The organism is Ruegeria sp. BC3 (assembly GCF_056539265.1).
In genome coordinates this window covers 274924-297341 of the sequence record NZ_JBQFUP010000003.1, presented here as the reverse complement: position 1 = coordinate 297341, position 22418 = coordinate 274924, and the positions used below count along the sequence as shown (strand labels likewise).

At 59.1% G+C, this 22418-nt stretch carries 20 protein-coding genes; 12 read left to right on the top strand and 8 right to left on the bottom strand.

What is annotated here, in order from left to right; translation table 11 throughout:
* Positions 1-99 precede the first annotated feature (99 nt).
* The 3 genes from ACR0MV_RS10395 to ACR0MV_RS10385 all read left to right on the top strand — a co-directional run bounded on the left by ACR0MV_RS10395 (position 100) and on the right by ACR0MV_RS10385 (position 3689).
* Positions 100-2232, top strand: coding sequence for a malate synthase G (locus ACR0MV_RS10395; protein ID WP_480702070.1), 2133 nt, complete (start codon positions 100-102; stop codon positions 2230-2232).
* 25 nt (positions 2233-2257) lie between these two features.
* The gene (locus ACR0MV_RS10390; RefSeq protein ID WP_480702069.1) at positions 2258-2683 is read left to right on the top strand and encodes a GlcG/HbpS family heme-binding protein; all 426 of its coding nucleotides are present in this window, start codon (positions 2258-2260) and stop codon (positions 2681-2683) included.
* A gap of 226 nt (positions 2684-2909) precedes the next feature.
* Positions 2910-3689, top strand: a complete 780-nt coding sequence (locus ACR0MV_RS10385) for a gamma-glutamyl-gamma-aminobutyrate hydrolase family protein (protein WP_480702068.1) — start codon at positions 2910-2912, stop codon at positions 3687-3689.
* Positions 3690-3735: 46 nt separating this feature from the next.
* On the opposite strand, the gene ACR0MV_RS10380 is transcribed toward ACR0MV_RS10385, so the two are convergent.
* Together ACR0MV_RS10380 and ACR0MV_RS10375 are read right to left on the bottom strand one after the other, a co-directional pair.
* Positions 3736-5976, bottom strand: a complete 2241-nt coding sequence (locus ACR0MV_RS10380; protein WP_480702067.1) for a xanthine dehydrogenase family protein molybdopterin-binding subunit — start codon at positions 5974-5976, stop codon at positions 3736-3738.
* Between the two features lie 3 nt (positions 5977-5979).
* Positions 5980-6444, bottom strand: a complete 465-nt coding sequence (locus ACR0MV_RS10375; RefSeq protein ID WP_480702066.1) for a (2Fe-2S)-binding protein — start codon at positions 6442-6444, stop codon at positions 5980-5982.
* A 99-nt stretch (positions 6445-6543) separates the two neighbouring features.
* Here ACR0MV_RS10375 and ACR0MV_RS10370 point away from each other — a divergent pair, with 99 nt between their 5' ends.
* Positions 6544-7122, top strand: coding sequence for a TetR/AcrR family transcriptional regulator (locus ACR0MV_RS10370; protein WP_170422618.1), 579 nt, complete (start codon positions 6544-6546; stop codon positions 7120-7122).
* Here the strand turns inward: ACR0MV_RS10370 and kynU are convergent.
* Positions 7115-8308: a kynureninase gene (gene kynU / locus ACR0MV_RS10365; RefSeq protein ID WP_170422616.1), complete on the bottom strand. Its 1194-nt coding sequence runs from the start codon at positions 8306-8308 to the stop codon at positions 7115-7117. The two genes, ACR0MV_RS10370 and kynU, sit on opposite strands and share 8 nt — an antisense overlap.
* 216 nt (positions 8309-8524) lie before the next feature.
* Here kynU and ACR0MV_RS10360 point away from each other — a divergent pair, with 216 nt between their 5' ends.
* From ACR0MV_RS10360 to ACR0MV_RS10330, 7 genes are all read left to right on the top strand, one after another.
* On the top strand, positions 8525-8974 hold the full coding sequence (locus tag ACR0MV_RS10360; protein WP_480702065.1) for a methyltransferase family protein: 450 nt from the start codon (positions 8525-8527) through the stop codon (positions 8972-8974).
* A gap of 126 nt (positions 8975-9100) precedes the next feature.
* Positions 9101-10672: a Re/Si-specific NAD(P)(+) transhydrogenase subunit alpha gene (locus tag ACR0MV_RS10355; RefSeq protein WP_170422612.1), complete on the top strand. Its 1572-nt coding sequence runs from the start codon at positions 9101-9103 to the stop codon at positions 10670-10672.
* A 13-nt stretch (positions 10673-10685) separates the two neighbouring features.
* On the top strand, positions 10686-12137 hold the full coding sequence (locus tag ACR0MV_RS10350) for an NAD(P)(+) transhydrogenase (Re/Si-specific) subunit beta (RefSeq protein ID WP_170422610.1): 1452 nt from the start codon (positions 10686-10688) through the stop codon (positions 12135-12137).
* Between the two features lie 158 nt (positions 12138-12295).
* A complete protein-coding gene (locus ACR0MV_RS10345) occupies positions 12296-12652 on the top strand; it encodes a VOC family protein (protein WP_480702064.1) in 357 nt (118 codons plus the stop codon).
* A gap of 107 nt (positions 12653-12759) precedes the next feature.
* Entirely contained in the window at positions 12760-14037 is a 1278-nt protein-coding gene (locus ACR0MV_RS10340; RefSeq protein ID WP_480702062.1) for a DUF3422 family protein, read from the top strand.
* Positions 14038-14107: 70 nt separating this feature from the next.
* Positions 14108-15250: an MFS transporter gene (locus ACR0MV_RS10335; RefSeq protein WP_480702061.1), complete on the top strand. Its 1143-nt coding sequence runs from the start codon at positions 14108-14110 to the stop codon at positions 15248-15250.
* 58 nt (positions 15251-15308) lie between these two features.
* Positions 15309-16472: a M20 aminoacylase family protein gene (locus ACR0MV_RS10330; RefSeq protein WP_480702060.1), complete on the top strand. Its 1164-nt coding sequence runs from the start codon at positions 15309-15311 to the stop codon at positions 16470-16472.
* A gap of 72 nt (positions 16473-16544) precedes the next feature.
* On the opposite strand, the gene ACR0MV_RS10325 is transcribed toward ACR0MV_RS10330, so the two are convergent.
* Positions 16545-17843 (bottom strand): 3-deoxy-D-manno-octulosonic acid transferase, encoded by a 1299-nt coding sequence (locus ACR0MV_RS10325; protein WP_480702059.1) that lies wholly within the window; start codon positions 17841-17843, stop codon positions 16545-16547.
* 1 nt (position 17844) lies between these two features.
* Positions 17845-18852, bottom strand: a complete 1008-nt coding sequence (moaA, locus tag ACR0MV_RS10320) for a GTP 3',8-cyclase MoaA (RefSeq protein ID WP_480702058.1) — start codon at positions 18850-18852, stop codon at positions 17845-17847.
* A 91-nt stretch (positions 18853-18943) separates the two neighbouring features.
* Between moaA and ACR0MV_RS10315 the strand changes: the two genes are divergently transcribed.
* Complete coding sequence (locus ACR0MV_RS10315) at positions 18944-19366, top strand: hypothetical protein (RefSeq protein WP_480702057.1); 423 nt, start codon at positions 18944-18946, stop codon at positions 19364-19366.
* On the opposite strand, the gene ACR0MV_RS10310 is transcribed toward ACR0MV_RS10315, so the two are convergent.
* Genes ACR0MV_RS10310 through glmS form a run of 3 tightly spaced genes read right to left on the bottom strand, consistent with a single transcriptional unit; the run spans position 19354 to position 22418 of the window.
* Complete coding sequence (locus ACR0MV_RS10310; protein ID WP_480702056.1) at positions 19354-20040, bottom strand: DNA alkylation repair protein; 687 nt, start codon at positions 20038-20040, stop codon at positions 19354-19356. The two genes, ACR0MV_RS10315 and ACR0MV_RS10310, sit on opposite strands and share 13 nt — an antisense overlap.
* An 8-nt stretch (positions 20041-20048) precedes the next feature.
* Positions 20049-20591, bottom strand: a complete 543-nt coding sequence (locus ACR0MV_RS10305) for a pyridoxamine 5'-phosphate oxidase family protein (RefSeq protein WP_480702055.1) — start codon at positions 20589-20591, stop codon at positions 20049-20051.
* A 3-nt stretch (positions 20592-20594) separates the two neighbouring features.
* Positions 20595-22418 carry a glutamine--fructose-6-phosphate transaminase (isomerizing) gene (gene glmS / locus ACR0MV_RS10300; RefSeq protein WP_480702054.1) on the bottom strand — a complete coding sequence of 608 codons (1824 nt, stop codon included), beginning with the start codon at positions 22416-22418 and terminating at the stop codon, positions 20595-20597.

The following is a 22418-nucleotide window of genomic DNA, read 5'->3' as shown; positions in this document are numbered from 1 at the left end:
GATTTTTTTACCGCGAAGTGACATCAAAAGTTGCCTATCGGAAACTTTCATCCTAAATGCTGACGGCATACAGCCGTGCACATTTCGGGGAGAGACAATATGAGCAGCAGACAGGCGCGTAGCGGATTGCAGGTGGATACCATCCTGGCCGAGTTCATCGAGGGGCAGGCCCTGCCGGGAACCGGCGTGACGGCAGACACCTTCTGGGATGGTCTGGCGCGCATGGTCACTGAACTGGGCCCCAAGAACCGCACCTTTCTGGCCAAGCGGCACGAGATCCAAGGCAAGATCGACGCATGGCATCTTGGACGCCAAGGTCAGGAACATGACGCGGACGCCTATCAGTCTTTCCTGCGCGAGATCGGGTACTTGGTCGAAGAAGGCGGGGATTTTCAGATCGAAACTGCGAATGTCGACCCCGAGATCGCAGCGACCCCGGGCCCGCAACTGGTTGTGCCTATCACCAACGCGCGCTTTGCTTTGAACGCCGCCAATGCGCGCTGGGGCAGCCTGTATGACGCTCTTTATGGGACGGACGCAATGGGCGATCTGCCCGCTGGCAAAGGGTATGATGCTGCGCGTGGAGCCCGCGTCATCGCTTGGGCCAAAGCTTTTCTGGACGATGCTGTGCCGCTTGCTAATGGCTCTTGGGCAGACGTTTCAGACCTGCGTGTCGAAGGCGGTGCGCTGGTGCCCGCGCTTGCCGATGTTTCGCGGTTTGTCGGATTTGGTGGGGCCGCCGAGAGCCCCGAGTTCATTCTGCTTAAAAACAACGGCCTGCACATCAAAGTCGTGATCGACCCCTCCAGCGACATTGGCGCAACTGATCCGGCTGGGATTGCTGATGTTCATCTGGAATCGGCGTTGTCCACCATCATGGATTGCGAGGATTCCGTCGCCTGCGTGGACGCCGAGGACAAGGTGGTTGCCTATGGCAATTGGCTGGGGCTGATGAAAGGTGATCTAACCGAAGAGGTCACCAAGGGCGGCAACACCTTTACCCGAAAACTGGCCGATGATCTGTCTTACAAGACTGCCGACGGCGGGGCAGGTGTTCTGAAGGGCCGTTCCCTAATGCTGGTGCGCAATGTCGGGCACCTGATGACCAACCCGGCGGTTCTGGACGCTGATGGCAACGAGATCGGTGAGGGCCTGATGGACGCGCTCTGCACCACTTTGATCGCCATGCACGATCTGCAGCGCGCGGGGGGTAACTCGGTCACTGGTTCGGTCTATGTGGTGAAGCCCAAGATGCACGGGCCAGCCGAAGTCGCCTTTTCGGTCGAGATTTTCGACATGGTCGAAGACATCCTCGGGCTGCCGCGCAATACCGTAAAGCTGGGTATTATGGATGAGGAGCGTCGCACCTCGTCCAATCTCAAGGAATGTATCCGTGCCGCGAAATCGCGCGTGGCCTTTATCAACACTGGCTTCCTTGATCGGACCGGTGATGAAATCCACACCTCGATGGAAGCTGGGCCGATGCTGCCCAAAGGCGACATCAAGAACACTCCGTGGATTGCGTCTTATGAGGATCGCAACGTCGATATCGGTCTGGCCTGCGGTCTGAAGGGTAAAGCGCAGATCGGCAAGGGAATGTGGGCGATGCCCGACCGGATGGGCGATATGCTTGAGGCCAAGATTGGTCATCCGCAATCCGGCGCGACCTGCGCCTGGGTTCCGTCGCCGACGGCCGCAACCTTGCATGCAACCCATTACCACAAGGTCGATGTGCTGGCCCGTCAGGATGAGCTTGCGGCGGGTGGCGCGCGGGGCACACTGGACGATCTGCTGACCATCCCACTGTTGGGTGGCCGCAACCTGAGTTCGGATGAGATCACGCGCGAGGTCGAGAACAACGCTCAGGGTATTTTGGGCTACGTCGTGCGCTGGGTCGATCAGGGTGTCGGTTGCTCAAAAGTGCTGGACATCAACGACATCGGTCTGATGGAGGATCGCGCGACCTGCCGGATCTCTAGCCAGGCGCTCGCGAATTGGCTGCATCATGATGTGGTGTCAAAAGAACAGGTTATGGCCGCGATGCAAAAGATGGCCGCGGTAGTTGATCGCCAGAACGAAGGTGATCCGGCCTATCGTCCGATGGCGCCGGGCTTTGACGGAATTGCTTTCCAAGCGGCCTGCGATTTGGTCTTTAAAGGCCGTATGCAGCCCTCGGGCTATACCGAGCCGGTCCTGCACGCCCGCCGTCTGGAACTGAAAGCCAGCCTTTAACACCGCAAGAACGATAGGACACGATATGGCAGTTTCCCTCCGCAAAGCCCGTACGATCATCCGCAAGGCCCTTGAAAAAGGTCGCGAGATGGAACTGAAACCTCTTTCTGCCGTCGTTCTCGACGCGGGCGGCCATGTCATCGCGTTCGAGCGTGAAGATGGTGCCGCTCCGGGCCGGTTCTCGATTGCCCACGGCAAGGCCTATGGATCCGTCATGCTGGGCATGGCGGGGACCGCACAGATGCAGCGGGCCGAGGCGCAGGCCTACTTCATGGCTGCCGTGAATGGCGTCTACGGTGGTCAGGTCGTGCCGGTTCCCGGTGGCGTTCTTTTGCGCGACAAGAAGGGCGCGGTGATCGGTGCAATAGGTGTAACCGGCGACACATCCGACAACGATGCCATCGCCGCAATGGCGGGCATCGAAGCCGCGGGCCTGACTGGCGAGATCTGATCCAAGACATTATCGGAGAGCCGTGTTGGCTCTCCGATCAAGACCGCCGCGCAAAGTGCGCCGTAAATCTGTGCGGCGGCTGCTAGAAACCGCAGAACCTGCGTATCTTTTCACATGTGCAGTGTTGAACAAGAACTTGCGCTGACACGCAGGGCTTGTGCTATTGCGCGCTTTTGACCCTGCCGATAGTTTTTTTGAAAGCAAGGAAACAGCACAGGAACGCAGAATGTCTCGACCCGTCGTCGGTATCATCGGCAATTCGTATTTGATGAATGATCAGTATCCAACCCATGCCGGTGGGACGATGAATTCGGACGCTGTCGCAAATGTGTCGGACTGTCTGCCGCTGCTGATCCCGGCTGATCCGCGCTATGTGTCGGTCGACGAACTGCTAGAGGTGTGCGACGGGTTTCTGCTGACCGGCGGACGTCCAAACGTCCACCCCGAGGAATATGGCGAGCCCGCGACCGAGGCACATGGCGAGTTCGACCGCGCCCGTGATGCGATCACACTGCCGCTGGTGCGGGCCTGTGTTGAGCGCGGACAGCCGTTCTTTGGCATCTGCCGAGGGTTTCAGGAGGTGAACGTTGCGATGGGCGGGACCCTTTACCCCGAAATCCGCGACCTGCCGGGCCGCATGAACCATCGCATGCCGCCCGATGGTACGCTGGAAGAGAAATTCGCACTGCGCCATGTGGTGACGCTGAACGAGGGCGGTGTCTTTCACAAGCTGATGGGCGCGACCGAGGTGATGACGAACACTCTGCACGGGCAGGGGATCAAAACTGTGGGGCACCGCGTCGTGATCGAGGGTCATGCCCCCGACGGAATACCAGAGGCGATCTACATTCAGGATGCGCCAGGGTTTACGCTCTCCGTGCAGTGGCACCCAGAATGGGACGCAGAAAACGATCCGGTTTCGCGCCCGCTGTTCAAGGCGTTTGGTGCAGCGGTTCATGCTTGGGCAAAAGGGTCAGATACCGCGCTGATCCAGCAAACGGCCTAAGCACTGCGCCGGTCCGGGAGAGAAGGACCAGACCGGCGCAGCAAGATCAAACCAGCAGATTGAACTGATTGATCAAGGGCAGGGTGCGCGCGCGCTCGCCCGTCAGGTCGAACAGAGCATTGCCAAGCGCAGGCATCGACGGAGGAGTCCCCGGCTCGCCCACGCCACCCATGTGGCGGTTGGTTTCAAGGATTTTCACCTCGGTCACCGGCGCGTTGTGCATCCGCAGCGCGTCATAGTCGGGGAAGTTGTATTGTTCGACTTCGCCGTCCGAGAAGGTGATCTCGCCCATCACTGCCGCCGACAGCCCATAGATCATGCCGCCGAACATCTGTGCTTCGACGGTTCCCGGATCCAGAGCGAGGCCGACGTCGCAGGCGATCCAGGCCTTCGCGATCCTGATGGTGCCGTCCACGTCAACAACCTCAATCACCTGAGCGACCGGCGTGCCAAAGCTGTAGGTCATCGCCACGCCGCGGCCAACGCCGTCGGGGGTTTTGCCGGTCCAGCCGGACATCTCTTTTACCGCCTCTAGGCAACCTGCAGCCGGGGCGAATTCGGCTTTGGCCAGTTCCAGCCGGAACTCTAGCGGATCACGGCCTGCGGCATAGGCCATCTCATCCATGAACGTTTCGTGGAAGAAGCCGTTGTGGCTGTTTCCGACCGAGCGCCAGAAACCGACGGGAATGTTCAGATCAGCAATGTGCCCGCTCATGCGGTAGTTCGGTACCGCATAGGGTTGGTTAAAGAAACCTTCGACCAGAACCTTGTCGGGGCCGCCTCCGGGAATGCCGGTATAGCGCTCAACGGCCTGTTGCGTGCAGGATTGCGCAGCGACTTTGCCGTCGATCAGAACGGCCTGACCATCCTTTACTGCGCCCCGCATCCGGGCCATCGCGCCGGGGCGGTAGTAGTCGTGGCGCATGTCCTCTTCACGGCTCCAGGTCGTCTGGACCGGCACTCCGGGCATTGCCATCGCGACCTTTGTGGCGATCTCACCAAAGTCCAGCTCACCGCGACGACCAAACCCGCCGCCCAGATAGGTTGTGTGGATCTGCACTGCGTCCTTGTCCAGGTTGGCCGTATTGGCGACGCGCATCTGGATCAGCGTCGGGGCCTGGTTCCCGCACCACAGCTCCAGCGAATTGCCGGTGAACAACGCTGTCGCGTTCATTGGCTCCATGGTGGAGTGGGCGAGATATGGCGCCGTGTACTCTGCAGTGATCTCGGTCGCGCCGTCCGGCAGGATGTCCACATCCCCATCGTCGCGCATCGTCGAGTTGGGGGCGGCATCGAAAGCCTTGGAGATTTCCGCGAAGATAGCATCGGTTTCCGGCGGGTAGGGCGCATCGCCCCAGTCTACGTCAATCGCATCAACCGCCTGCATTGCCAGCCAGGTGTTGGTGGCAATCACGGCCACGCCGTTACCGAGGTCTACAACCTTTTCGACGCCCGGCATGCCTTCCGCCGCGCTGGCGTCAAAGCTTTTCATCTCGCCACCCAGTTTCGGGTTGATGCGGACAGAGGCGAATTTCAAACCCTCGGGGCGCACATCGATGCCGAACTCAGCGGTACCGGTAGATTTGCCAACCACATCGACTCGCGGCAGGTTCTGGCCCAGCAAACGCCATTTGGTCGGGTCGCGCAATTCGACCTGAGGTGGCTCAATCTGACCGGCGGCTTCGGCCAGTTCTGTGTACGGGATACGGGTTCCGTCTGGTGCGATGACCTCGCCGTTTTCTGTTTTCAATTGCGCGCGATCAACGCCCAATCGATCGGCTGCAGCCTGCTTTAGCGTTTCGCGCGCGGTTGCGCCCGCTTCGCGCATCCGCTCGAACCCATCCTTCATCGAGGTCGAGCCGCCAGTGACTTGCAAGTTGAGTGTCCGACCCAGAACACCCAGAGCTTCGCCCAGATTGTGCTGGAAGTCCGAGATGTCATAGCCCTTGTTGGGCAGACCTTCACCGATCAGGGCCGAGTTATAGTAAGCCGCCGCCGCTGGTCCGTGCAGGACGCGAATCTGGTCCAGCTCGACATCCAGCTCTTCGGCAATAAGTGCGGCCCAGGTGGTCATGACGCCTTGTCCCATCTCGGCCCGGGGCGCAAACAAGGTGACGCCGTTCTGGTCGATCAGAACAAAGGGGCTGAGCGCGGTTTCACCTTCGATCGGTTTCAAAGGGTTCGCAGCCGGACGGCTAACGTAATAAGCGCCGAAGGCCACGCCGCCCACAATCGCGGCTGAGCCAATCAGGAACGTACGGCGGAGGATTTTTCCTACGGAAGCCATTGCTTACGACTCCTTCAGCTTGGTTGCCGCATCGTGGATGGCGGCGCGGATACGGGGGTAGGTTCCACAGCGGCACAGGTTGCCCTGCATCGCGTCATCGATGTCAGCGTCTGTTGGCGCGGGGTTCTCTGCCAGCAATGCTGCAGCCTGCATGATCTGTCCCGACTGGCAGTAACCGCATTGCGCCACCTGATGGTCGACCCAAGCCTGCTGAACCGCGGCCATAGCATCCGGTGTGCCCAGCCCTTCAATCGTGGTCACATCGCCCCAGACATCCGACAGCGCCACCTGGCAAGACCGCACAGCCTCGCCATCGATGTGAACCGTGCACGACCCGCATGCAGCGACGCCGCAACCAAACTTGGTTCCCGTCAGGCCGATTTCGTCGCGCAGAACCCAGAGCAGGGGCACGTCATCTGGCAGGTCCACCTGATGTTGCTTTCCATTTATCTTAAGCGCGGTCGCCATGGCGCACCTCTCTTGGCTGTGACTAGTTTCTGACATAATTAATCCAAAGTGTCAGTATGTCAATTGACAAAATGAACAGAAAGTGTCACGAGTTTTGGAATGACTGATTTAAAAGAAGATACACGACAGAAGGCGATCCTGGATTCCGCCTTTCAAGCATTTGCCACCTATGGATTCCGCAAAACATCGATGGATGACATCGCGCGCGGCGCGGGGATGTCCCGTCCAGCGGTCTATCTCCATTTTAGGAATAAAGAAGCGATCGTCGCCAAGCTGACCGAACTGTACTACACCACGAAGCATGCAGCGGTGGCACAGGCGTTGTCGACGTCGGGCTCGGTCTCGGAGATCTTGAAGCGGGCGATTGCAGCCCAGACAGAAGGGATGGCAACCATTCTGGCTTCTTCTCACGGACTTGAGATGCTGGACACCTCGAAGTCTATGTCCGGCGAAATCATCTCGAAAGGCGAAGAAGAATTGGCGCGGCTGTACGCAGGTTGGTTGTCACGCGAAGAAAAGGCGGGGCGCGTTCATCTGCATGCGGACGCCGCCGAAACAGGCAAGCTGATTACGACCACGTTGAAAGGGTTGAAGGTCAGCGCAATTGGGGCCGAGGAATATGAGGCCCGCACCGTCCAACTTGCGACGCTGATCGGCGCGGGCCTGGAGGTCAAGTAACGCGCTGACGCACCATGTACTCTGGTGCATCCCACAGGCGGTTGCTCATGATGTCTGCCAGGATTTCAACGCCCTGCTCTACATCGTTCTCGTCGATGTAAAGCGGCGTGAAGCCAAATCGAATGATGTCGGGCGCTCGAAAATCACCGATCACGCCGCGCGCGATCAAAGCCTGCATCAGGGCATAGCCATTCTCAAACCGGAAAGAGACCTGGCTTCCGCGCCGAGCAGAGTCGCGCGGGCTTGCCAGTGTCAGGTCAGGGCAGGCGGCCTCGACCCGGTTTATGAACAACTCGGTCAGTTCAATGGACTTGGCGCGCACGTCGTGAATGTCGGCCATGTCCCACACGTCCATCGCTGTGGACAGGGCCGTCATCTGGATGATCGGCGGCGTGCCGACCCGCATTCTTTCGATACCTTGCCCTGGCCGATAATCCAGATCGAAAGCGAACGGAGATTCGTGACCCAGCCAGCCGGACAGGGCGGGTTGGGCCTTGTCCGCAAGACGCGGCGCGACATAGATGAACGCAGGCGCTCCGGGGCCGCCATTGAGATACTTATAGGTGCAGCCGACGGCGAAATCGGCGTTGCATCCCGCCAGATCCACCGGGATTGCCCCCGCCGAATGCGCCAGATCCCAAACGGTCATCGTGCCATTCGCATGGGCCAGCTCGGTCAACGCTTTCATGTCGTGCATGCGCCCGGTGCGGTAATCGACTTCTGTCAGCATCAGGACTGCAACATCATTGGTCAGGTTGTCGGCGACATCCTCGGGGTCGACGACGCGCAGCTCGTAGTCCGGCCCGAGTGAGCGCAAGAGGCCCTCGACCATATAAAGATCGGACGGAAAATTGCCGTTGTCGGACAAAACGACTTTACGGTCCGGGCACAGGTCCAATGCTGAGGCGACGGCCTGATAGACTTTGATCGAAAGGGTGTCCCCTGTCACAACGCTTCCGGGTTCGGCTCCGATCAATCGGCCAACACGATCCCCCAGACCTGTCGGTAGCGCCATCCATCCGGCTTTGTTCCAGCCGGTGATCAGCATCTGTCCCCATTCAGAAACCAGCATCTCATTGACCCGTCCCGCCGCCGCGCTTGGCAAGGGCCCCAGCGAGTTTCCGTCCAGATAAACAACGCCTTCGGGCAAATCGAACATAGCTTTTGTAGCGGCAAAGTCAGTCATCGCGATCCTGTGCATGCATTGGAAAACATTGGTTTGAAATGGCTATCTGATCCGTGGCGGCCTGTCCACGATTGACAATCCCTGGCCCGGATGAGCTGGCCGGGACCGGCAATTTGCCCTGCGACCAACTGTAGTTTTGCTATTGAGGCCGAAAAGCGGTAGGTGATCGTGCAAACGCGACATGTTCGCCATTGCCGGAACGAAAGTCAGCCCGACATGCGTAACATTGATATCCCTCCGGTTTGGTTATTGGGATTTGCCGTGCTGGCATGGATGCAGGCGCGGTACATGCCGATGGGGTTATCGCTGGACAGCGGGGTCACCGACCTTCTTAGCGGGGTTCTGATAGGCGGGGGGGTGATCCTGATTGCCTTGGCCGCCGCAGAGTTCCGTCGTCATCGCACAACGATCATGCCGCATGAAACCCCCAGCTCGCTTGTGCAAACCGGTATCTTTAAACGCAGCCGGAACCCGATCTATGCGGGCGATGTTCTGATCCTCACTGGCCTGATCCTGCGGTTTGACGCCGTCGCTTCATTGGTTCTGATCCCGGTCTTTGTTTGGTTGCTGGAACGCCGTTTCATCGTGCCGGAAGAGGATCGAATGCGCAGGACTTTCCGCGCCGATTTCGCCCGATATGAACGCCAAACCCGCAGGTGGATCTGAAGTGATGTGGTAATGACACAACGTAATATGCTGCGCTTGCGAAATAATGTTGCGCAAGATACACCTTTGCTTAACAAACAATACCGACCACCCGCTCGGTCAGAGTGAAAATTAGGGGGAATGCCAGTGAAAATAGGCACACCGAAAGAGATATTTGACGGTGAGAACCGCGTCGCGATGACGCCCGATTCTGCCGTGCAGTTGCAGAAACTGGGCTATGAATGCCTGATCGAGAAGGGCGCTGGTGCTGCGGCCGGGTTCTCGGATGCAGCTTACGAGGCCGCTGGTGTCGAAGTGATCAAGACCGCAGCTGCGCTGTGGAAGGCGTCCGATATCATCGCCAAGGTACGTCAGCCCTCTGAGGCCGAGCTCAAGCGGCTGACCAAGGACAAGACGCTGATTTCGTTCTTCAACCCTGCGGGCAATGAAGAAGGGATGGAGCTGGCCAAATCCAAAGGTGCCAACGTCATCGCCATGGAAATGGTTCCGCGCATCAGCCGCGCGCAGAAGATGGATGCGCTGTCGTCGATGGCCAACATCGCCGGGTATCGCGCGGTAATCGAGGCCGGCAACAACTTTGGCCGCTTCTTTACCGGTCAGGTGACAGCGGCTGGTAAGGTTCCGCCCGCCAAGGTTCTTATTGTGGGTGCCGGCGTGGCCGGTCTGGCGGCAATTGGCACCTCGACCTCGCTTGGTGCGATCACCTATGCGTTCGACGTCCGCCCCGAAGTGGCCGAACAGGTCGAATCGATGGGGGCCGAGTTCGTATATCTGGACTTTGAAGAAGATCAGCAGGACGGTGCGGCAACGGGTGGTTATGCGTCGGTTCAGTCCGAAGAATTCCGCAACGCGCAGCTGGCCAAGTTCCGCGAGCTTGCTCCGGAAATGGACATCGTTATCACCACCGCGCTGATCCCGAACCGCGAAGCGCCTGAGCTTTGGACCAAGGACATGGTCGAAAGCATGAAACCGGGCTCGGTCATTGTTGATCTGGCGGCGGAAAAGGGCGGCAACTGTAAGCTGACCGTGGCGGATGAGAAGATCGTGACCGACAATGGCGTGACCATCATCGGCTATACCGACTTCCCCAGCCGGATGGCGGCGCAGTCGTCGTCGCTCTACGCCACCAACATCCGTCACATGATGGCCGACCTGACGCCTGAAAAGGACGGCCAGGTCAACCACGACATGGAAGATGACGTGATCCGCGGCGCGACCGTGACCTTTGAAGGCGAGATCACCTTCCCGCCGCCACCACCCAAGGTGCAGGCGATTGCGGCGCAGAAGAAGCCCGAGGTCAAAGAATTGACACCGGAAGAGAAAAAGGCGCAGGAAATCGCGGCCTTCAAGGCGCAGACCAAACAGCAGTTCACCCTGCTGGGTGTCGGCGGTGCGCTGATGCTGCTTGTGGGTTTGGTCGCTCCGGCCAGCTTCATGCAGCACTTCATCGTCTTTGTGCTGGCTGTGTTCGTGGGCTTCCAGGTGATCTGGGGCGTCGCGCATTCGCTGCACACACCGCTGATGGCGATCACCAACGCGATCTCGTCGATCATCATCGTTGGAGCCTTGATGCAGATCGGATCAGGGTCGTTCTTGGTTATTCTGCTGGCGGCGCTGTCCGTTTTCATGGCCGGGATCAACATCTTCGGCGGCTTCCTCGTAACCCGGCGCATGCTCGCCATGTTCCAGAAATCTTAAGGAGGCCGGGTAGATGATTGGCTTCACTACTGCCGCTTACGTTGTTGCGGCTGTCCTTTTCATCCTTTCGCTCGGCGGTCTGTCGAACCAGGAAAGCGCCAAGCGCGCGGTCTGGTACGGTATCGTCGGTATGGCGCTGGCGGTCTTTGCCACGCTGGTTGGCCCGGGTTCCGGCCTGTGGTTGCTGTCGCTTCTGCTGATTATCGGCGGTGGTCTGATCGGTCAGTACGTGGCACAGCGCGTCCAGATGACCGAGATGCCGCAGCTTGTGGCGGCGATGCACTCGCTGGTCGGTCTGGCGGCTGTGTTCGTTGGCTACAACGCGCATTTTGAGATCCAGAATGTTGCCGAAGTATTCGCCATCGCCGACGCCGCGAAAGAAGTTGAGATGGACGGTCTGGGGGCCTTTGCCCAACTGATCGCCAAAAAAACTTCGGCCGAACTGACGATCCTGCATGTGGAACTGTTCCTGGGCATCTTCATCGGTGCGATCACCTTTACCGGTTCGGTTGTGGCCTATGGCAAGCTGGCGGGCAAAGTGACCTCGGCGGCGACCAAGCTGCCCGGCGGTCATGCGCTGAACGCGGCTGCTGCGGGTCTCTCGCTGATCTGCCTGTTCTGGTACACAGCATCGGGCGGCTTCTTCCCGCTGTTCCTGATGACGCTGGCGGCGCTGTTCATTGGCTATCACCTGATCATGGGCATCGGTGGTGCGGACATGCCGGTGGTTGTGTCGATGCTGAACAGCTACTCGGGCTGGGCGGCAGCGGCCATCGGCTTCTCGCTGGGCAACGACCTGCTGATCGTGGTTGGTGCACTGGTCGGCTCGTCCGGTGCGATCCTGTCCTACATCATGTGTAAGGCGATGAACCGTCACTTTGTCAGCGTGATCCTGGGCGGCTTCGGCGGTACCTCGGGTCCGCAGATGGAAGTTGAGGGTGAGCAGGTCGCAATCGAGGCCGACGGCGTTGCCGCAGCTCTGAACGACGCTGATAGCGTGGTCATCATTCCTGGCTACGGCATGGCAGTTGCGCAGGCTCAGCAGTCGGTGTCCGAGCTGGTTCGCAAGCTGCGCGCCAAAGGCAAGAACGTACGCTTTGCGATCCACCCTGTTGCAGGTCGTCTGCCGGGTCACATGAACGTGCTGCTGGCCGAGGCAAAGGTGCCGTATGACATCGTGCTGGAGATGGACGAGATCAATGACGATTTCCCGGACACAGATGTGGCCATTGTCATCGGCTCGAACGACATCGTGAACCCTGCGGCGCAGGAAGATCCCAACAGCCCCATCGCCGGTATGCCGGTTCTGGAGTGCTGGAAGGCCAAGCAGGTCTTCGTGTCGAAACGTGGTCAGGGCACCGGGTATTCGGGCATCGAAAACCCGCTGTTCTTCAAAGAGAACACTCGCATGTTCTATGGCGACGCGAAACAGTCGCTCGACAAACTGCTGCCCATGATCGACTGATCGAACGGTATTATCAAATTGCAAAGGGCGCCTGCGGGCGCCCTTTTCTTTTTTCGTTTGCAGGAGGCTTTGCCTCCTGACTTCCAAGGTATTTGGGGCCAGATGAAGCCCGCGGAATGTGTTACACTGATGGTGCTATTGCGCTTGGGAGGTGCCCAATGGAGAAAGTGAACGGTATAGGCGGTGTGTTCTTCCGTGCGCGAGACCCAGAGGCGTTGAGCGCGTGGTATGAAACGCATTTGGGGGTCAATCACTATGATCCGGTGCCGTGGAAGCAGCGAGAGGGTTATACGGTTTTTGCCCCTTTCGACCAGAATACCGAGTATTTCGGTCGGGCCGAGCAACAGTGGATGATCAATTTTCGGGTCGATGATCTGGCTGCCATGATGGCGCAGTTGGAGGAGGCTGGGATTAAGGTTGAAACCAATGCCGAATGGGACAGCGAGGTCGGCAAGTTTGCGCGCATCCACGACCCCGAGGGCAATCCGATTGAGCTGTGGCAACCAAATCAATGAGATAGCGGATTTGTATACCGTCGTATCCATGTAAGTATATGAAATAAAAAGAGAATTGATGCGCGCGGCGGATGGCGTATAGTGCCGGGAACCAAACGGAGCCCTTTATGACGCCGATAGATGACCATCCGCTGCGCTATGCGCTGGCCAATGAATTGCATGCGCGGCCGTTTCCGATTGCGGCGACACCTTGCACCGTGGTGTTTTTGGCCATCAAGAAATCTGAGGCTGCCGTCGCGCGGGATCGCCGTGAAGATCTGGAGCATCTCATCAACCTTCTGGACCGCCACGGTGCGCAGCATCCTCAGCCGGGCGCCACGCATTACGCAGGGCAGATCGGGCGTCATTGGTTGAAATGGGAACAGCACACCGAGTTTGTGACCTATACTGCGATCTCTCAGAATGTGAGTGACCGCGCGTTCAATCCGGCTGATTTTGAGGTGTTTCCCCCTGACTGGCTGATGGCGAGCCCGGGACAGCGTGTCACCTCTGCGATGGTGCGTGTTGTCGAGCGTGAGAGCGATGACGCGATCCGGTCCAAACTCGCCGAATGGTTCGAGCCTGAAAGTCTTGCCGTTGCGCGCGTGCTGGATGATGCCGCAATCTGCGCCTGCGATTTTCGCATCGATCCGGCCGGGCACATGCGGTTTGCAATGTTTGTGACCGAGGGCACCGGGCGGCGGCGAACCGGACGCATCGTGCAACGCCTGTGCGAGATAGAAACCTACAAGGCGATGTCCATGTTGGGATTTGCCCGTGTCAAACAGTTGATGCCGCGCATCGGTGCTTTGGATGGCCAATTGATCCAGATAATGGCGCAGATGAATGATGACACAGCGCAACCGGATGCGTTGTTGCAGGATTTGCTGTCGACGTCGATTGAGCTTGAAGCGCTGTCCGCCAAATGCTCGTTTCGGTTTGGTGCTACAGGGGCCTATGAGGCCATCGTCAACCAGCGTATTGAGGTCTTGCGGGAAGATCGGTTTGGCGGCGGGCAGAGCTTTGCCGATTTCATGATGCGCCGTTACGATCCGGCGATCCGTACCGTCAAATCGACTGAGCGGCGATTGCAGGCGCTGTCGGACCGGGCGATCAGGGCGGGGGAATTGCTGCGCACGCGGGTTGATGTCGAGCGCAGCGCTCAGAACCAGGCGTTGCTGGAAAGTATGGACCGTCGCGCCGACTTGGCCCTGCGTCTACAGCACACTGTCGAAGGGCTGTCGGTGGTCGCCATCAGTTACTACGCAGTGTCATTGGTCAGCTACCTGCTGTATCCGCTGACCGGTGTTGGGATAAGCAAGGGGATGTTGACGGCTGCCGTGACGATCCCGGTTGTGCTGGCCGTTTGGTTTGCCATTCGGAAGATTCGCAAAAGGCTGGAGTGAAACGGTGTTTGCCAGCGCGCCAGCAAGCTGTACAAGGACAGCGTTTGGCATCTGGCACTAAGGGTTTCCCGTGATCGGAATCGTGGCAGCTTGGCGGGCCGTGGCCGCCATGTTCATCCTGAATGGAGCGTTGTTCGGCATCTGGGCCTCGCGTATTCCCGCGGTTCGGGACCGGTTGGATCTGACGCATGAGGCGCTCGGCTACGGGTTGTTGTTCATGGCCGCAGGCGCGGTGTGTTCCTTTCCGATTACAGGGCGGCTGACGGACCGGTTCGGAGCGGTTAGCCTGACGCGCTATATCGCGGTTCTTTATACACTGTCCTTGATCTTGTTGGCCTTCGCAGGCGGGTTCTGGGCGCTGACGGCTTTTCTGTTTGTGTTCGGAGCTTTTCACGGCTCGATGGACGTTGCGATGAACGCCTGGGCGGCTGAGGTCGAACAGACCTTTGACAAACCTGTCATGTCCTCGTTCCACGCCATGTGGAGCCTCGGCGCGGGGCTGGGCGCGCTCAGCGGATTTGCTGCGGTGCAGATGCAGTTGACCGTTATGCAGCATTTTCTGCTGGCGGGCGGGATCGTGGTCGGGCTTGCGCTGGCCTTGTCGTGGGTGCGTTGGACATCGCGTCGCGCGGTTTCGACCGGGGGGCAGGTGTTCGCGCTTCCGTCCGGGGCGCTGATCCTTGTTGGGTTCACAGCCCTCTGCGGTGCGCTGGGCGAAGGCGCGGTGGCGGATTGGAGCGCGATCTTTCTGCGTGATGTCACCGGGGCCACCGAAAGTGTTGCGGCGTTGGGCTATGCTGTGTTCTCGGTGGCGATGGTCGCGTTCCGGCTGGCGGGCGGTGTCGTGATCATGCGCTTTGGGCCCGTCGCTACTGCGCGATTTGGTGGGGTTTGCGCTGCACTGGGCGTGTTCTGTGTGGTTTCCGCCGGCGAGTCGGGCCTTGCGTTGGCAGGTTTTGCAATGATGGGGATCGGCTACGCGGTGATCATGCCGCTGGCATTCAGCCGGGCGGCCTCGGATCCTGACGTGCCGCCGGGGCAGGCCATCGCCAGTGTTGCCACATTAGGCTACGGCGGGCTATTGATTGGTCCACCCCTTATTGGGTTTCTCGCAGAGATGTTTACATTACGAATAGCTTTTGCGGCTCTATTACCACTGGCCGTTTTCATTGTCCTTCTCTCTGGCGCGCTTCGGCCTGCCGATTTGGATTGAACTGCCGGCGGTCCCGGATCGGGGCTGAGGGCCGAAGATATTTTGTTAGGAGACCAGAATGCCGATCAAGAACCGGTTCGCCGAGTTGCAGGATGAGATCACCGAGTGGCGGCGCGACATTCACGAACACCCTGAAATTCTGTTTGAAACCCATCGCACCAGCGCTTTGGTTGCGGACAGGCTGCGAGAGTTTGGCTGTGATGAGGTCGTGACCGGCATTGGCCGCACAGGCGTTGTCGGCGTGATTAAGGGCAAGGCGGATACAAGCGGCAAGGTGATCGGGTTGCGCGCCGATATGGATGCTTTGCCGATCCACGAGGCGACGGGCTTGGACTACGCTTCGAAAACCGATGGTGCGATGCATGCCTGCGGGCATGATGGACATACAGCGATGCTTTTGGGGGCTGCGAAATATCTGTCCGAGACGCGCAATTTTGACGGCACTGTCGTGGTGATCTTCCAGCCCGCCGAAGAAGGCGGCGGTGGGGGCCGCGAGATGTGTGAAGACGGCATGATGGACCGCTGGAGTATTCAGGAAGTTTACGGCATGCACAACTGGCCGGGCCGTCCGGTTGGCAGCTTTGCCATTCGACCCGGCGCTTTTTTTGCCGCAACGGACCAGTTCGATATCTCTTTCGAGGGCAAGGGCGGACATGCCGCGAAACCACATGAAACGGTCGACACAACCGTGATGGCGGCTCAGGCGGTTCTGGCGCTACAGACGATTGCCGCGCGCAATGCGGACCCTGTGGATCAGGTCGTGGTTTCGGTTACATCATTTGAGACGTCTTCGAATGCCTTCAACGTGATCCCTCAGAGCGTGAAGTTGAAAGGGACCGTGCGCACGATGAGCGAAGACATGCGGGACCTGGCGGAAAAGCGCATTCATGAGATTTGTGCGGGTATCGCGACCACCTTTGGCGGAACGGCTGATGTGACCTATTACCGAGGCTATCCGGTAATGGTGAACAGCAACGAACAGACCGATTTTGCTGCGGATGTTGCGCGCTCTGTTGCTGGCAATTGCGACGAGGCGCCATTGATCATGGGCGGCGAGGACTTTGCCTTTATGCTGGAGGAACGTCCGGGGGCTTATATTCTGGTGGGCAATGGTGATACCGCCGCGGTGCATCATCCGGAGTATAATTTCAATGACGAGGCTATTCCGGCCGGATGCAGTTGGTGGGCCGGGATCGTGGAACAGCGGATGCCGGCGGCCTGATGGACAGGGCGGGGGCTCTGACCCCGCACCCCCGAGGTATTTTTGGCCAGATGAAGTTGGATCCTGGTTAGATCATTTGAGGTCGAGGCTGCTGCATAGCGTGTCGACAACGTCGTCTAGCGCGGTTTTCTGGGTGTTCACGCAGGTTTTCGCCGCGGCCCTGGCCTGGGTCAGGGCGTTGTCGTCGGAAAGCCAGTTGGCGACGGCTTCGGACAATTGCGCAGCCGAGTTGACCTCGATCGCACCACCGCTGTCTATCAATGGAGCGAAGGTTTCCGCGAAGTTGAAATAACCAGGGCCGGTAATGACTGCGGCACCTGCCTGTGCGGGCTCAAACGGGTTGTGGCCACCGATTTCCTGGAGCGAGCCGCCCAGAAACACGATGGGGCACAGGGCGTACCATGTACCTGTCTCACCCAATGTGTCAGCCACATAGACTTGAGTTTGAGCCGCGATTTGGTCGCCCTTGGATCGGAAGGCAGCCGTTTGTCCAGTGGTGTTCAGCAGGTCAGCAACCTCACCTCGCCGTTCCGGGTGGCGAGGGATCAGCAGCAACAAAAGGTCTGGCCAGCGTTTCATCAGTTCGGCATGGGCGGCCAGAACCGTTTCCTCTTCGCCTGCATGGGTCGAGCTGGCGATCCAGAGCGGGCGATCGGCGGTTTGTGACCGTATGTCTTCCAGCGCCGTCTGATCCACCGGCAGAGGGTCTGACATGGCCTTGAGGTTGGTACCCGGCTGCACCCGGTCGGCACGCGCGCCCATGTCGATCAGGTTTTTTGCTGTTTTATCGTTCTGGGTCAGAAACAGTTTGAAATGGTCCAGAATGAAGCGAGCGGTTTCAGGCCTCTTCTTCCAGCCCGCGACGGAGCGATCCGAAAAGCGTGCGTTGAGCAGCGCCAAAGGGGTTCCTCGCCGAGACGCTTCGACGATCAGGCGCGGCCAAATCTCGCTTTCGACAAAGATCGCGGCGTCGGGGTGCCAATGATCAAGAAAGTGTCGCACCGCGGGGGCGGTGTCGAGCGGAGGGTATTGGTGGCACGCGCGAGGCGGCATGCGTTTTTCAATCAGCGCGGCCGAAGTCGGCGTGCCTGACGTGATCAGGAACTGCGCCTCGGGCAGGCGTTCTCCCAGACGCTTGATTAGGCTGATGACCGATAGCGTCTCTCCAACGCTGGCAGCATGGAACCAAATCAGCTGGCCGTCAGGACGGGGCTGGCTGGCGTGTCCAAGACGTTCCTGCTGTCGCGCTTCTGGGACATCTGCGGCCTGTAGTTTCTTGCGAACCGTACGCCATGCCAGAGGTGCGGCAACAGAAGTCAGGCCGCAATACAGGTGGTAGAGCAGCGTCGGCCGGTCGGAGATGTTTGGCATGTTAGCCGCCCGTATGGCTCATGTGGCGGGTCATCTGACCATCTACGGCCTGTCGGGAATAGTCGAAATCGTGGCCCTTGGGTTTGAGGTTGATCGCTGCGCGAATGGCGTCCTCAAGCGGTTGTTCGGTATCAGGATGATCGCGCAGCGGCGCGCGCAGATCGGCCATGTCCTCTTGCCCGAGGCACATATACAGCTCACCTGTGCAGGTCAGACGCACGCGGTTGCAGCTTTCGCAGAAGTTATGTGACAGGGGCGTAATGAACCCGATCTTCTGACCCGTGTCCTCAAGCCGAACATAGCGGGCTGGTCCGCCAGTCCGTTCTGCCAGATCGGTCACGGAATAGTGGTTTTCGTATTTCTTGCGGACGTCCTTTAGGGACCAATACTGGTCCAGGCGATCCTCGTTGCCGATATCGCCCATTGGCATGACCTCGATCCAGGTCAGGTCCATGTCACGCTCAGCGCACCATTCGGTGATCCTGGGTAGCTCGGGTTCATTGAACCCTTTCAAAGCCACGGCGTTGATCTTAACACGGAGACCCGCCTTTTGCGCGGCGTCGATCCCGTTCAGCACCTGTTTCAGGCGACCCCAGCGAGTGACTTTGGCAAACTTGTCCTCGTCCAGAGTGTCCAGAGATACATTCACCCGGCGCACGCCCGCCGCGTACAGGTCATCAGCAAACCTGTGCAATTGTGACCCGTTGGTGGTCAGCGTCAGCTCTTTCAGCGCGCCGCTTTCCAGATGGCGGGTCATCGAATTGAAGAAGCTCATAATGTTGCGGCGTACCAGCGGCTCACCGCCGGTAATGCGCAGCTTTTCGACACCCAGCTTCACAAAGGTCGAACACATGCGGTCCAATTCCTCCAGCGTCAGGAGGTCTTTCTTGGGCAGAAAGGTCATGTCCTCGGACATGCAATAGACACAACGGAAATCGCAGCGATCCGTGACGGATACGCGGAGATAGGTGATGGCGCGAGCGAACGGGTCGATAAGCGGAGCTGTCATGCTTCATAGGTAAAGCGGCAACTGCCCTGCGACAAGAGCGAACTGTGCTTTGCGCTGGTGCACGTGAACCGAGAGCGATAGGTTTGGGTGTATGAGATATTCGCTTTTGGCTTTGTGTGCTGTGTTGGCGGGCTGTGAAACAGTGCGATCGACTACGGATCGCGTCTTTGGTGGCGATACGCCCGCCGAAGACGGTGCGCCCGCTGTTGTCGAGGAAAATGTGGTCGAACCGCAACCTGTGGCGGCAACGGCGGCCACCGGCTGGGTGGGGCCAAAGACGACCATCGCCAGCCTAGGCGATCCGACGACGCCGGGGCGATGGCTGGAAACACCATTGGTTGAAACCGAGTTCACAGGCCGCGTTGTCGTACCTCGAACCGGCGCGCAGGCCTATATCACATTGGTGCCAGCGTCCGGTCCGGTCAGCGGCGGCAGCCGGTTATCCTTGGATGCCATGCGGGCACTGTTGCTGCCATTTGATGAGCTGGTCGAGCTGGAAGTCTATTCCAATTGACCCTTCAGATACTTGCCGGCCTCTTTTCGCGCGAAAGGCTTCATGGCTGCGCCATGGGTATTCAGAAAGGCGATCACGCGATCAGGGTCGTGTTTCGATAGCTCGCGCAACCACCACGCAATTGACTTTTGGATAAACCAGTCGCGGTCCGGTACATAGCTGGCCGCCCATCCCAGGATACGGTCGCGCCGCAGCAGGTCGTCCGGTTTGGGGTGGTTCTGTTTCGTCCAGGGCAGGGTGGCCACCAGGGCAGCGCGGCGGGTCCACATATGGTCAGATGAGGTCCAGTTCTCGACTTGATCCAGACGGGTCGGATCTGCGGAAAGGCGCTTTTGCATCGCCATACAAGCGTGATCCGCTATGGCCCAAGCATCGAAGTCCGGCAACCAGCTTTGCAGTATGTCCCATACGGCATCGTCAGGGCGGATACGGGCCTGAGTGAGCAGTTTCGCGGCGGCGACACGGCCCTCGTGAATGTCGGTCTGCCATAATGCGTCCGCCAGTTCCACGCGCGCGGGCACGTCCAGTTCTTGCCGCCACGCTTTGGTCAGATCATTTAGGACAGGATTGGCCACCCCGAGATAATGCCTGTCGACCTTATGATAGGCGGCCATTTGTTCCCCGCGATCCGGGTCTGCATGAGCATTAATCTGATCTAGATAGGGCGCAAGCATGTTAGGGTTCAGCTTGCGGTGCCGGTGGGTTTACCGTCAATGGTCTGCTGGTTCTTCTCGACCCAGTAGGACTTGATCTGGTCGTCGGTCTTTCCATCGACCCATTTCTGCATCGTGTCGCGTTCCGAACGGTAATCCATGAACGGAACGGCATATCCACATGAGGCCTGAACCAGATCGACGTTCAGGTCATAGATTTGCCGGGCGCTTCGGTGATCCGGGAAAAGCTCGGCCAGCTCATCCCAGCCCTCATCACCCAGATGCAGCGTGCGCGCAGTGCCATAGCTGCGCAGGATCAGGGGCCGTGTCGTAAACGAACACCACATCAGCGTCATGCGGTCAGTTTCAAGCAGGTGACCGGCGGTTTCATTGCCGCTGCCGGTCAGGTTCATCCAGGCAATCCGGTTCGGCCCCAGAACACGCAGCGAGTCCATGCCCTTGGGCGAGATATTGACCCGCCCGTCAGGTGCGGCCGTTCCAACGAAGAACACGTGCTGCTCTTCGATGAATTTCCGCTGGGCATCGTCGATTTCCGGGAATTGCTTGGCCATGCTTCACTCCACCGTGACGGATTTTGCCAGGTTACGCGGCTGGTCCACATCCGTGCCCTTTGCCACCGCCGTATGATAGGCCAAGAGTTGCGCGGGCACCGAGTAAAGGATCGGTGCAAGGCTGGTGTGCACATGAGGCATTCGGATGATGCTCCAGACTCCGTCTTCGGCCTCGGCGATCCCGTCGGCGTCCGACACCAGAATGACCTTGCCCTTGCGCGCCATCACTTCCTGCATGTTTGAAACCGTCTTGTCGAACACCGCATCACGCGGGGCCATGACCACAACAGGCATATGCTTGTCGATCAGGGCGATGGGGCCGTGCTTTAGCTCGCCCGACGCATAACCTTCGGCGTGGATATAGCTGATTTCCTTAAGTTTCAGCGCACCTTCCATCGCCAGCGGGTACATCAGGCCCCGGCCCAGGAACAGGACGTCGCGGGCCTCGGACAAACGCTGTGCTGCGCCCTTGATGGCCGGGCCTTGTTCAAGCGCGGTGTTCAGAACAGTCGGCAACCCGCGCAGCGCGGCATAGTGATCAGCCAGTTCCTCATCGGTCAGCGTGCCACGGTCCGCGGCCGCCTTGAGTGCAAGCATCAGCAAAACGCTGAGCTGGCAGGTGAAAGCCTTGGTTGACGCCACGCCGATTTCGACACCCGCATGAATGGGCAGGACAATGTCGCTTTCACGTGCGATTGAGCTTTCGGGGACGTTCACGACCGAGACGATCTTTTCCGCCTTGCCCTCGCAATACCGCAGCGCGGCCAGAGTGTCGGCTGTTTCGCCCGACTGGCTGACAAACAAGGCCAGCGTGCGCCCCGGAATCGGAGGTTCGCGGTATCGGAACTCACTGGCGATATCGACCTCAACCGGCATTTGTGCCAGTTGCTCGAACCAGTATTTCGCGGTCAGACAGGCGTAGAAGGCTGTGCCGCAGGCCACCATGGTCAAGCGGTCCAGCTTGGTAAAGTCCAGCCCTTCTTCGGGCAAAACGACCTGATCGCCGCCACTGGGCAGGTAAGACCGAATTGCGTCGGCAATCACTACGGGCTGCTCGGCGATTTCTTTGGCCATATAGTGCTTGTGACCATTCTTCTCAGTCTGCGAGTGGTCCAGTTGAATCTGCCGTATTTCGCGGTTGGCCAGCTCACCGGACTCGGTGCGGATCTCAAGCGAAGTGCGGGTCATAACAGCGCGGTCACCTTCTTCAAGGTAGGTGATGCGGTTCGTCAACGGTGCCAACGCGATCGCGTCCGAGCCCACATACATCTCTCCGTCCCCGTGACCGATGGCCAACGGAGAGCCCTTGCGCGCAGCCACGATCAGATCGTCCTGGCCGTCGAACAGAAACGCCAGCGCAAACGCACCGACCAGGCGGTCAATGGTTTTGAACGCGGCCTCAACCGGGGACAGGCCTGTTTTCAGGTAGTATTCCGTCAACAAGGCTACGGTTTCGGTGTCGGTTTCTGTGACAAAGCTGATGCCGTTTTCGGCTAGTTCGGCACGCAACTCGCGATAGTTTTCCACGATCCCGTTATGCACGACGGCCACAGGGCCGGCCTGATGCGGATGCGCGTTGTTCACCGATGGCGCGCCATGTGTGGCCCAACGGGTGTGGCCAATGCCGGATTTTCCCGGCAGGGGATCATGCACCAGCAAGTCACTCAGGTTGACCAATTTGCCCACCGCCCTGCGACGCCCCAGCGCGCCGCCATTCACGGTGGCGATCCCGGCGCTGTCATAGCCCCGGTATTCCAAACGCTTCAGCGCCTCGACCAAAGTGGGCGCGGCTTCGTGCTCGCCCAGTACCCCTACAATACCACACAT